This window comes from Rhodococcus sp. PSi06 (assembly GCF_054960675.1).
This window is the reverse complement of record NZ_JBHNYO010000021.1, coordinates 1-11,184: the sequence shown is the minus strand read 5'-3', so window position 1 is coordinate 11,184 and position 11,184 is coordinate 1. Positions and strand designations below refer to the sequence as shown.

Below are 11,184 nucleotides of genomic sequence, written 5' to 3'. Positions count from 1 at the left end.
TCTTATGTTTAAGTGGTCAGCATCTGTTACGTACGTCTCACTACGGGTGGGCCTGCGACAGCCGACACTCCCACTTCGGCACCGTCACGCCGATCAGCAAGCGAGGACGCAGATGCATTTACGCCGAATCACCTCGATCATGACAGCAGTGGCGCTGTCCGGCGCGCTGGTGGCATGCGGATCGGATCCCGGCCCCGACGCGGACCCCGCCAATCCGGTCACGATCGACGTCACCGTCTCGGCAGCGGCCGAAATCTACAGCATCCCTTGGCTTGTCGCGCAGAAGCAGGGACTGTTCGAGAAGCACGGCGTGATCGTGGAGAACATCGTTCCGGGCAAGGGCGGCAGCGCGACCATGCGCACACTGCTCGACGGCAACATCCCCATCGGTGAGGTCAGCTACCCGTCGATCGTGCAGGCGGACGCGGCCGGTTCCGAACTGCGCATCGTCGGCGGCGGCACGCAGGGGCCGTACCCGATGAACTTCTACGCGCTCGCCTCCAACCCCGACATCAACTCCATCGAGGACGTCCGCCGGTGGGCCTACACCCGGCCCAACTCGGCGTCCGATGCTCTGACGCGTCTGCTTCCCTCCGTTGCGGGCGTCGACCCGAGCCGGATCGAGCGGGTTGCCTCCGGCGGTATAGGCGAGGGCTTCGCACTACTCGAAGCCGGCAACGTCGATATCGCGCTCGTTCCCTCCATCGTCGCCGAACAGCGGCCGGAGGATTTCAAGCTGATCGTCAGCAGCCCCGACTACATGTCGCGGTTCCTGCAGTCGACGATCACCACGACCAAGGATTACGCCGCGAGTAATCCCGGCGTCGTGCGCGCCATCAATGCCGGTTACACCGAGGCGGTGGCGTCGATCAAGGCCGATCCTGTTGCGGCAGCGCAGATTTATGCGGATTACACCGGATTCGATGTGGAGTCGGCCATCGCGGTGGTCGTGCGCGCATCCTCGGTCGACACCTGGGGTGGCGGCTTCGACGCCGCGTCGGTCGAATCCGCCCAGGACGGCGTAGAAGCGTCCGGGAGCGATCGAGTACCCAATTTCTGCACCCTGTTCGACCCGGACTTCCTCGCCGCGGGAGTAGAGAACGATGTTCCCGGCGACTGCGACTCCTGACCGCAATTTCCCACCACCAGAAGGTAGCGACGTGACTCACGCAGCGACTCGACCCCGCCCCGACACCACCTCCGCCATCGCCGTCGCCTCGTCGGTGTCGCGGCACTTCGGTGATGTCACCGCCCTCCACGAGATCGACTTGTCCATCGGCCGAGGAGAATTCGTCTCCGTCGTCGGACCCAGTGGCTGCGGTAAGTCCACTCTCCTCGAGGTGTTCGCCGGACTCCAGGATCACGATGGCGGCACCGTGCAGGTCGACGGGCAACCGCTCACCGGCCCTCGATCCAAGACGGCGGTCATCTTCCAGGAATCGGCGACGCTGCCCTGGCGAACCGTTCGCGACAACGTCGCGTTCGCTCTCGAAGTCCGGGGTGTCGGCAAGAAAGAGAGACGCGCCCGCGCCGACGAGCTGCTGAACACAGTGGGGCTGAGCAAGTTCGGCGACCACTACCCCACGCAGTTGTCCGGCGGTATGCGTCAGCGTGTGGCGATCGCTCGCTGCCTGTCCATGGAGCCTGACCTCATACTCGCGGATGAGCCGTTCGGTGCTCTCGACGAACAGACGCGACTGGTGATGTCCTACGAGCTGCTCAAGATCGTCGAGAAGCTCACGTGTGGAGTCCTGTTCATCACCCACAGCATTCAGGAAGCGGTATTGCTGTCCGATCGCGTGCTGGTGATGAGTGCGCGGCCCGGTCGATTCATCGACGAGATGGACATCGACCTGCCCCGTCCGCGCTCCGAGGACGTTCTCGCAAGCCCAGCGGCTACTGCTCTGCACGAACGCATTTGGTCGAGTCTGCGCGACGAAGCCAAGAAGACGATGAGCATCGAACCATGAGTGCGCCGACGCGCGAGAGCACGCGCGCCTCCGTGGTCCCCGGATACATCCGGTCGGCACCCTCCACACAACTCGGTCTCCCCGCATGGGGCTGGACCGTGCTCATCCTCGTCGCGGCACTGGTGGCCATCGACATCTCGGCACGGTTCTTCGCCTCACCACTGGACATCGTTCCGGTGACCGACATGATCTCGACGTCGCTGAGCCTGCTGACCGACCCGGACTTCCTCGTCGACGAGTTGGGCCGAACGCTCGGCATCATCGTTCTGGCCTTCGTGCTCAGTTCCGTACTCGGTGTCGCCGCCGCGTACGTTCTGTGGCGTTACGAGTTGTGGGACAGAGCATTTCAGCCGTACCTCAACGTCTACTACGCCGTCCCGACGTTCGCGCTCTACCCCATCATGGTGGTGCTGTTCGGTGCCGGCGTGGCTCCGATCGCCATTCTGTCCACCATTTTCGCGTTCGGTGTGGTCGCGTTGAACGCACGCACCGGCTTCAACGCGGTGTCGCCGATCGTCACCAAGCTCGGCACCACGCTGATGTTGACGCGGTGGCAGTACTTCCGATCGGTGCTTCTTCCGTATGCGTTGCCGAGCATCGTGACCGGACTCAAGCTCGGGCTCTCGTATGCCGTCATCTCGGTGTTGGCCAGTGAGTTCATCCTCTCCACCCAAGGCCTGGGGCACTTCATCTCCATCGCCTACGACGGGTTCGACATCGCCGACATGTACGCCGGGATCCTCATCGTGGCGCTGATCGCTTTGCTCTCGACCTCGCTGATCTCGCTCGCGCTCAACCGATTCGATTGGAGGCGCCGCTGATGAGCAGCACCTTGGACAGAGTTGCCACCGCCCCGACCGCTCCCCCGAAAGCCATCTTGTCCGCTAGCCGCACGAACGCTCGACGGTTCCTGCCTCCGGTGGTCGTGGCCGTTGTCGCGGTGTTGATCTGGTGGGTCGCGGCTGTTCTCGTGGACAGTCTCATTTTCCCGACCCCCGCCGAGGCCATGGGTTCGCTTGCTGCGGACCTTGGTACCGCCGACTTCCGAGCCAACGTCTACGACTCACTCCGCATTCTCGTGCTCGCGTTTCTGGCCAGTACGGTCGTGGGTTCACTGTTGGGCCTGACGCTGGGCCTGAGTCCGTTCTGGACCCGAACCATCGCCCCGATCGTCTATTCGATCAACAGCATCCCCAAGATCGTGCTGTATCCGATCTTCCTGTCGTTCCTCGGTATCGGCGCACTGAGCCGATTCGGGTTCTCCTTCTACGCCGCGTTCATCCCGATGTTTCTCGTCGCCGTCGAGGCCACGGCATCGGTCCAGAGAATCCACCTGAAGATGGCCGCGTCACTGCAGGTGAGCTGGCCCAGGTTGATCCGTCAGATCGTGATTCCGGCGGTGCTCCCGGCGCTGGCGACGGGTATGCGCATGACCTTCGGGCTGGCGTTCCTGGGTCTGCTGCTCGCCGAGATGTTCTCGTCGTCCAGCGGCATCGGATACGAACTTCTCCGCAACGTGAGCCTGGTGCGGATGGAGAACATTATGGGCACGGTTGTTTTGATCCTGGTGATGGCATTGCCGCCCACGATTGCGCTGCAGTGGTTGGAAAGTCGCATCACCTCGAAATACGGCGGTCGGTGAACGGGGAGAACGAATTCAGGTTCGTATCGGCGATAAAGTCGTATTCTCCTCCGTCGTAATCAACGCGAACATGATCGTCGACTCGATAAGCCGCTCTACGGGTGGACGAGGACTGCCAATGGTTCGCAGCGGCCTGTACCAAAGGTTCACATTCGGACAAGCCACGAGCTTTGCGTCATCAATCGAGGACATTGGCGTTCGGTCGGCTTGATCATCCGATGCTGATCAGACTCTTTCTGCGGCTGCAGAAAGAGTCCGCCAATCCTTTGAACACTGATACCTCTCCTCGTGAGTTTTGCTTCCGACGACCCTCAGGACTCCCCAAATTTAGGCTGAGTACCGCAGGGTCACGGGCTGGTCACTTTATGCTGACGGTGCCAGAATATATAGGTAGCCCGCGTTCACGAAGTGGCACAGAAATTATTCCATAGTCGTGAGGCGCACATATATTTGTGTTGTATTGCCGAGCTTCGGTGAGCTGATACGAGAAGCTGGCGAATGGGCCCAACCTTGTCATTGCCGTCAGAGAAACATTTCTTTCAGCCGCTAATTCCGCCACCTCCCACCCGGTCATATATCCGGATTCCTCGGCGATTTCCAGTCGGTCGTCAGTGAACGGTGCCGCAAACGAAGCAAATTCACAATTTTCGACGGCGTCTAGAAGTTCTGGCGTTTCTCGCCCACGACCAGCAATCAGCACTCGCCTCCCTGGCCGGCGCGGACCAACAACATCGCGGGGGCGAACACCTCGGACCGTATTTCCGCCAAGTAGTGCCCCAAAATCAGCTCCCCTTATTCCGAGGAGCGCGGCCTTAGCGGCGTCAACTCGCCCCGGCAGCGCCGCCTCATAAACGAGATATGACCAAGCAGAGTCGTCCGCTCCGACTGCCATTGGAACAGCTTCTAAGTAGATTCCGCTCTTAGAGTGTAGAACCCGACCAGCAACCACTTCCGTGATCTCGAACAATTCCGACGACGTGAAGGGCGAGATAAGACTAATACTTTTCAGCGCTTCCTCGATTCCCGGCGGACCCACCACACGAAGCGCGCGTCTTCGAGTGCGCATATTGATTTCCGCAAACGTAATTAGACCCCCAAGCTCCGAGGTGCCGATAGATGTTATGGCGACTAAATCCACGGCCGTCTTTCCAAGTCTTTTTAACCGCTCAGCAGTGCCGTCGCCACAGTCGATTAAGTACACGACAGAGTCTGTTTCGACCAATATTGCCGGCAAAGCACGCTGCGGAGGACCAATCAAAGATCCTACGCCCGCGTAGACAATCGACCAAGGACCCGATTTTGCCACTTCTACCCCTCCGCAACTTCCATCTCAAGTTGCATTTCAGACGGTGCGCCCAGAGAACGAATTGATTCTTCGCTTAGATCAGACACTATGTACAGTGAACTCTTGCACCTTGACGACGCTATATACATTTCGCGTGCTGTCACTGATTGGCTTGCATCATGGGCGTAGGCGACAACCACAACGTCGGCCTCCAGTCCCTGAACGTCATCAGGTCGGCCCCACATAACCCTCAAATCCCGCGAGGTAAGCGGGAACCTGAAAAGCTTGTCAATCGCGACCAGCGTTATGCCAGCTTTGCCTGCTGCTCGCTCTATCGAGGTGGAATGAATCCCAATGACTACCAGTAGAATTTGATTGGAACGGAAACCGTCGACTCGGATCAGCAAAGAAATCAGCTTCATTGCCTCGAAAACGACGGAATTCTTATGCGCTCGCCTGAAGATCGGTGCAGGGCCATCTACATTCGGCTTGGGGGCCGGACCCGGATAGAACCGAGATGACAGCTCAGAGACCTGATTGCTGTTCCGACAGTTCGAGGTAAGCATAACTGTCTGAAAACCCTTAGGTGGAGTCCATCTATAGGTAATATTCTTTTCTATTCGATCGCGTGTTGGCGTGCTAAATATTCCGCTGTGCTGGAAAGGATCAGCGAATATGTACAATGGACTCGTTGCGGGTTCCGACATCAACCAGGTCAACGCTTCGACTTGTTCTTCCGTGAATTCTTGACCCTCATCTATGATCAACACATCAAACGTGGATGACAAAAAGTCCCGATATTCAAGGAATACTTCGGAAAGATCTGGAGTTAGGGCATTGACTGACTGGCGATCAGTGTCGCGAGCAATTGCATTTGCAAGACGAGGCCAGGATGTCACCTGAAGAGAATCATTTGATTTGGCATCAAACTGACGTTGCGTGCTTTTCATGCCCAGCTGCGTACAGAGAAAGGACTGGACTCCAGGACGGTGACACATGATCAGCGTTCGAGCCGAAGTAGTACTCATTTGCGCACCAAGCTTGGCCGCAATGACCGTCTTTCCTGTGCCCGCGCCTCCGACAACAACGACCCGATCCGACGACAACAACTCGCGGTACGAAGCTACCTGACTTTCGACCATGAAAGATTGCCGTCGAGTCTCTCTTTCGAGAGCTATCCCAGTCTCGGCCGCTCCAGCAGCCGTTACCACTTCTAGAGTAAACGAAGGCCGGAGAAGATTCGAAGCCTTGTTGATGAGATCCGGACTAATCGGCCCGCACGTTCCCCAGCTTTGCCGAACACGGCGGAGCGCTTCGAGAGGATCCTTCAAGTCCTCGATATCGAGAATTTGCTCTCGGGGAGCGTCCGGTCCAAGATCACCTGAAACTAGTGCGCCAGGCAGGGCTACGGCGTGCGCAAATGAAGTCCGATTGATCTTAAGCTTCTCGCTAAGGAAACGTTGAAGCACGTATCGCTGGTCCGCAGCCTGCTTAAAAGGGGATCGGGACAACTCGTTCCACGATGATGAACCGCGAGGCTGCGTCCACCAGGTGCCGAACTCTGTTTTGATACCACCTCCCTTAACCTCGACCACCAGAATTCCCATTTGTTGGTGCAATATAAGAAAGTCGATCTGCCGGAGGTCCGCGTGAGGTCTTCCGAACAGTCCTACGGGGACATCGGACATCACTGTGAACGAGTCTGGTAACTGTTTGAAGGCCTCGAAGACCAGTTGTTCGGACATCGGTGCGTTGGTATCAAGGGTCTGCGGGATGAGATGCGCCACTGGTCGTCCTCCAAATCGTTCGTCCTATCGTAGCCGGTTACCCCTCTGAGTTACCGGCAGGCGGGCGTCTTGCAACCATGCAGGGTGCTGGCAATAAGCCCCCTGTTCGATTGCTTCAAGCTGCTCTGTGTTTAGCCGATGCAACACCCTTGGCAGACCGCACCACCGCATCCGACGCTGGATTGCAGCGGGTTCGCGCCCTTAGACACAACTTCGCGGTGCGCGCGGACTCGACCGCGAACGAACCCTCGACCGCACGCGACCCGGGTACAGAGTGAGTCGATGGACGCGCACAGCTCCGGCGCTCAACCGTCGTTGTCGGTCGACGAGATAATCGAACGACAGGACGAGTTCCAGGAGCTCTTCATGACCTTCTGGGAACGGAATCCCTCGCGACGAGACAGCGGCGCTTAGCACCCTGCGGACGCGGACGGGACTGACGCCGCATTGCGCCCTCTGACAACGCACGAGATTTGGGTGCTGCTATCGGACAGAGTCGACCGTCCCTCAATGCCTTTGCGGCGGTTATCGTGCTGGGATCCGAGGACTGGAGAGCAGGGTTGGGTCGGCGCACTGAATTGCTATAAGCCGACCAGCAGCGCCGCAGGCCCGGTTGTCACGCCCGAGATTTCCTTCCGACGCGAAGTGACTGAACCTGGCCATCGGATCACCCCCTACTCCCCTCGCGCGCGCCTGCGGTCCTCCGGGGTGAAAGCCGATACCGAACACGCATCGACACCGGCCGAGCGCTTCCGATGCTGGTAGTCCGCTACCGAATCGAAGGCAGCCGTAACGCCGACCGACGTCGAGACGTACGTCATCGACTTGTCGCGCTGAAAACCCAGATCGGCACCCACCTCGACGGCGTCGATGTTCGATCCCAGGAACACGAAGTCCCAGCTGTACTCGGACTCCTGCCGATGGATCAATTCCCGCACAGCAGAATTCGTCCATTCCCGGCTCGCATTCTCGTGACCGTCGGTCATCACGAGCGCCGTCACCGAGCCGGGACGCTCGCCCTCCGGTTTCGCGGCCAGCCCGGCACCGACCTCGCTGACGAGCCGGCCGATCGCGTCGTGCAACGCGGTGCCGCCCCGCGGCTCGAGCACGAGCGGAGCGACGCCCTCGATGGGCGTGTTGTCGTAGACCAGCTCATACCGGTCGTCGAACTGCGCGAGCGTAACCACGGTGCGACCGTCGGCCTCACGCTCCTTGGTGATGAACGAATCGAATCCGCCGCGGGTGTCGTCGGCGATGGAATACATCGAGCCGGACCGGTCGAGCAGTGCGGCGACGAGGGACAGCTGGGGGTTGGTCATGGTTTCCTCCTACAGGTCGCAGCCGAAACTGCAATGAGTGAATTGGATTTGGCGAGAACGCAAGTGATGTTCGCGTCGATCACCGGAGGGCGACTGTCGTGCCGCCCGAGAACGCCGAATCGTGCAGCTCGATCTCGGCAGGCACGGTCCCAACGGGGACGTCGAACACGACGGTCGTGTCCAGCGCGTTGCCCGGATTGATCTGTTCGTAGCCGATGCCCTCGTCGAGGTAGGCGGTCGCGAGGCTGTCGACGGAGTACTGCTTTCCGTCCGCGTCGAGCAACTTCTGCGAGGACGCGTCCAAGCTCTGTGCTCGGTCGCCGATGTTGCGCACGGCCATCGTCACCTGGACGTACTCACCCTGCGCGGTCTGCGTCAGGTACTCCGAGCCGACCGTCGCGACGGGTGGTGCGACCGCGGTGACAACGAATTCGAACTTTCCGTCGCGCACAGGGACGCCCATTCCCGGCTGAGTCGGCTCGGCCGGGGCCGCAGGAGCCGCTTCTTCCGACGACGGGGATCCGGCCGGCGCGGGAGCTGTCGGGCTCTCCGACGAACCACCACCGATGAGCCGAATGAGGACACCCAGCACGACGAACGCCAATATGACGGTCAGGATCTTGTGTCGGGCAAACCAACTCTTCTTCTGCTCGGGAGCGGGCGGGGCGTACTGCTGCTGGGGGTTCGGGTTGTGGTTGGTCATGTCGAAATTCCTCTCGTTCGGCGATGCATCAACCACACCGCAGTCGGGCCTGTCCGCGCCTCAGCTGACCGGTCGGTGCGCCTCCTACTTTCGGTCGCATACCGACGGTGATGCGGGCCTATCGGGCGATCCGTCGTGTCGGTGCTCGGCCGTACGCTGCTGTTCGTGAGCACCCACCGGACAGGCACCCTGCGCCGCAAAGCCTGGACGACGGCGGCGGTAGCCTTCAGCCTGTTCTGCTCGTTGATGACCGCCGGCTTGGCCGGCTCCTCCGGAACGCCGGGGTGGAACCTGGGCATCGGCGTCGCGCTCAACCTGATCGCCGGTGTCGCCTTGATCTGGCGACACGAGCGGCCATGGGTGGTTCTGGGGCTGGCGTTGGCCGGGCCTCTGTTCTTCGCCACCGATGCGACGGCGGCGTTGATCGCTCTGTTTGCCGTCGGTGCGTTTGCACGCACCAAGCCGCTGGTGATGGCCGCCGTCGCGGTGTTCTTAGTGTGTGGGGTGTCGTTGACGTACGACGCGCATCGGAGTCGGTACTACTCCGTCCTGACCATCGGCTCGACCAAGACCAAGGACGGGTCGACGCCAGTCGAATGGGACGTCCCGGCGTGGATTCCGTGGGTCGTCGCTGCAGTGCTGGTCGGGTTGGTGGTGGGTGGAGCAGTGCTACGCCGCACCCGATCCGACCTGACGGAGGCCGTGGTCACGCGAGACAAAGTGACGGTGGAGTCCAACGCACTTCGTGAGGAGATGCTGCTGAATGCGGAACGTGCCCGCATCGCCCGCGACATGCACGACACCCTCGCCGCCAGCCTCAGTCGCATCTCGTTGTTCGCAGGCGGAATGCAAGTCAACAGCGCCGACGGGCCCGAGAAGGTAGCCCAGACGGCGTCGATGATTCGACAGACCGCGCATGATGCGTTGGACGAGCTCAAGCGCATCATCGGCGTGCTACGCGGATCGGCCGATGCCTCAAGCGGTGGTCGGCAAAGCGTCGAGGGCATTTCCGATCTGGTGCACTCGGCGCGGGACGCAGGCTTGCACACGACGCTGATGCTCGACGTGACGCCCGGTGAAATTGGTGCTGCGAGCAGTCATGTGGCGTATCGGGTGGTGAAAGAATCGCTCACCAACGCCCAGAAGCATGCTGGCGGTTCGACCATTCGGGTGGCGGTGAATGGGTCCGATCAGACGGGCGTGCGCGTCGATGTGCGCAATCATCTGATGGGGCAACCTGCGTTCGCGCACGGGTCGGGTACAGGGTTGGCGGGCTTGGCCGAACAGGTCCGCGGGGTGGGCGGCACGTTCACTGCCGGCGCGCAGCCGAACGAGTTCGTGGTGTCGTGTTGGTTGCCGTGGTACTCCTGACGGGCAGTGTCGGAGTCGCGTTCTAAGCTCAGCGAACCATGACAGCGCCAGCCGTGATCACCGTTCTGGTCGTCGACGACGACCCCTTCGTTCGGCGGGGAGTGACCGACATATTTGCGAAGACCCCGGACATTTCGGTGGTGGCGGATGTAGAGGATGGCGATCGGGTGCCTGCTGCGGTGGCGGCGTTCCGGCCGCATGTGGTGTTGATGGATCTTCAGATGCGACGGGTCGGCGGACTGGAATGCACCCGCACGTTGATGACGCTCGCCCATCGGCCGAAAGTTATTGCGATGACGGCAATGGATGTGGACGATCTGGTCGTACGTGCCATCGAGGCCGGGGCACACAGCTTCCTGAGTAAGAGCGAGGCACCCGAGACGTTCCATCAGTCGGTTCGAGCAGTGGCATCTGGCAACACGTTGTTCAGTGAGGATTCGCTCCGGAAGATTGTGGCGACGTCGATGTTGCCGGCGGCTCCTGCATCGGTGTCGATGGACGTGCTGAGCCCCCGGGAGCGAGAAGTGCTGCGCATCTTGGCTACTGGCTCGACCAATGCGGATATCTCCTCCGAGCTGTACCTCAGCGAGACAACGGTGAAGACCCATATCTCCGGGATCTTCGTGAAACTCGGTGTGCGCAATCGAGTCGAGGCGGCACTGGCTGCCTTCCGGGCAGGAATGGTCACGTGAACGAGCCGAGCCGAGCCAGAGCCCTTGACCACCAATCGGATTCATTCTCCACGTATCTTCCTTCCTTGTTGATACCTTCACTCTGCCCGCATTGATCTGCACGGGGGGAGATACGTGACCACACTGGTTGCCCGCCAGCCCACTGCGAGCAGGCTGTACGGACAAGTACTCGTGGTTCGCGGTCTTCTTGAGTCCATTGCGTGCGATGAGGTCATCGTGCCCACCAGCCCGAGCTTTCGCCCGTGCGACACGTGGTTCTCGGTTCTCGGTGTCGAGGACGGCACGGTGCCCGCCAGACGAACGAGTCCGACCCTTTCCCACCGACTCGAATCACGTCCCCGCCTGGCTGCTGGACATAGCCCCACGAAAGGCACAGATTGGTCGACTGGCTCATCGATGGTCTCAGAGCCTCGTT

The 11,184-nt window shown here is 60.5% G+C and carries 11 protein-coding genes; 7 read left to right on the top strand and 4 right to left on the bottom strand.

Annotation, left to right across the window (positions count from 1 at the left end):
- Positions 1-112: 112 nt before the first annotated feature.
- The 4 genes from ACFI9K_RS23000 to ACFI9K_RS22985 all read left to right on the top strand — a co-directional run bounded on the left by ACFI9K_RS23000 (position 113) and on the right by ACFI9K_RS22985 (position 3,612).
- Positions 113-1,129: an ABC transporter substrate-binding protein gene (locus ACFI9K_RS23000; protein WP_462665656.1), complete on the top strand. Its 1,017-nt coding sequence runs from the start codon at positions 113-115 to the stop codon at positions 1,127-1,129.
- 76 nt (positions 1,130-1,205) lie between these two features.
- On the top strand, positions 1,206-1,970 hold the full coding sequence (locus ACFI9K_RS22995) for an ABC transporter ATP-binding protein (protein WP_051365403.1): 765 nt from the start codon (positions 1,206-1,208) through the stop codon (positions 1,968-1,970).
- Complete coding sequence (locus tag ACFI9K_RS22990) at positions 1,967-2,791, top strand: ABC transporter permease (RefSeq protein ID WP_462665655.1); 825 nt, start codon at positions 1,967-1,969, stop codon at positions 2,789-2,791. Before ACFI9K_RS22995 ends, ACFI9K_RS22990 begins: the two co-directional genes overlap by 4 nt.
- Complete coding sequence (locus ACFI9K_RS22985; RefSeq protein WP_462665654.1) at positions 2,791-3,612, top strand: ABC transporter permease; 822 nt, start codon at positions 2,791-2,793, stop codon at positions 3,610-3,612. The genes ACFI9K_RS22990 and ACFI9K_RS22985 overlap by 1 nt, the downstream gene beginning before the upstream one ends.
- A gap of 358 nt (positions 3,613-3,970) precedes the next feature.
- Here ACFI9K_RS22985 and ACFI9K_RS22980 read toward each other — a convergent pair whose 3' ends face one another.
- Positions 3,971-4,918: an MBL fold metallo-hydrolase gene (locus tag ACFI9K_RS22980; RefSeq protein WP_462665653.1), complete on the bottom strand. Its 948-nt coding sequence runs from the start codon at positions 4,916-4,918 to the stop codon at positions 3,971-3,973.
- Positions 4,919-4,920: 2 nt separating this feature from the next.
- Positions 4,921-6,684, bottom strand: coding sequence for a nuclease-related domain-containing DEAD/DEAH box helicase (locus ACFI9K_RS22975; RefSeq protein WP_462665652.1), 1,764 nt, complete (start codon positions 6,682-6,684; stop codon positions 4,921-4,923).
- Between the two features lie 282 nt (positions 6,685-6,966).
- On the opposite strand from ACFI9K_RS22975, the gene ACFI9K_RS22970 reads away from it, so the two are divergent.
- Positions 6,967-7,098: a hypothetical protein gene (locus tag ACFI9K_RS22970; protein WP_462665651.1), complete on the top strand. Its 132-nt coding sequence runs from the start codon at positions 6,967-6,969 to the stop codon at positions 7,096-7,098.
- 260 nt (positions 7,099-7,358) lie between these two features.
- Here ACFI9K_RS22970 and ACFI9K_RS22965 read toward each other — a convergent pair whose 3' ends face one another.
- The gene (locus tag ACFI9K_RS22965) at positions 7,359-8,003 is read right to left on the bottom strand and encodes a vWA domain-containing protein (protein WP_462665650.1); all 645 of its coding nucleotides are present in this window, start codon (positions 8,001-8,003) and stop codon (positions 7,359-7,361) included.
- Positions 8,004-8,082: 79 nt separating this feature from the next.
- Positions 8,083-8,706 (bottom strand): DUF4352 domain-containing protein, encoded by a 624-nt coding sequence (locus ACFI9K_RS22960; protein ID WP_462665649.1) that lies wholly within the window; start codon positions 8,704-8,706, stop codon positions 8,083-8,085.
- A 165-nt stretch (positions 8,707-8,871) separates the two neighbouring features.
- Between ACFI9K_RS22960 and ACFI9K_RS22955 the strand changes: the two genes are divergently transcribed.
- Positions 8,872-10,077: a sensor histidine kinase gene (locus ACFI9K_RS22955; RefSeq protein WP_462665648.1), complete on the top strand. Its 1,206-nt coding sequence runs from the start codon at positions 8,872-8,874 to the stop codon at positions 10,075-10,077.
- A 38-nt stretch (positions 10,078-10,115) separates the two neighbouring features.
- Complete coding sequence (locus ACFI9K_RS22950; protein WP_462665647.1) at positions 10,116-10,769, top strand: response regulator; 654 nt, start codon at positions 10,116-10,118, stop codon at positions 10,767-10,769.
- Positions 10,770-11,184: the final 415 nt, after the last annotated feature.

Excerpts from the sequence above, each read along its gene's own strand:
- ACFI9K_RS22970 (WP_462665651.1), top strand. The coding sequence starts at position 6,967 with ATGGACGCGCACAGCTCCGGCGCTCAACCGTCGTTGTCGGTCGACGAG.
- ACFI9K_RS22950 (WP_462665647.1), top strand. The coding sequence starts at position 10,116 with ATGACAGCGCCAGCCGTGATCACCGTTCTGGTCGTCGACGACGACCCC.
- ACFI9K_RS22960 (WP_462665649.1), bottom strand. The coding sequence starts at position 8,706 with ATGACCAACCACAACCCGAACCCCCAGCAGCAGTACGCCCCGCCCGCT.
- ACFI9K_RS22965 (WP_462665650.1), bottom strand. The coding sequence starts at position 8,003 with ATGACCAACCCCCAGCTGTCCCTCGTCGCCGCACTGCTCGACCGGTCC.
- ACFI9K_RS23000 (WP_462665656.1), top strand. The coding sequence starts at position 113 with ATGCATTTACGCCGAATCACCTCGATCATGACAGCAGTGGCGCTGTCC.
- ACFI9K_RS22985 (WP_462665654.1), top strand. The coding sequence starts at position 2,791 with ATGAGCAGCACCTTGGACAGAGTTGCCACCGCCCCGACCGCTCCCCCG.
- ACFI9K_RS22990 (WP_462665655.1), top strand. The coding sequence starts at position 1,967 with ATGAGTGCGCCGACGCGCGAGAGCACGCGCGCCTCCGTGGTCCCCGGA.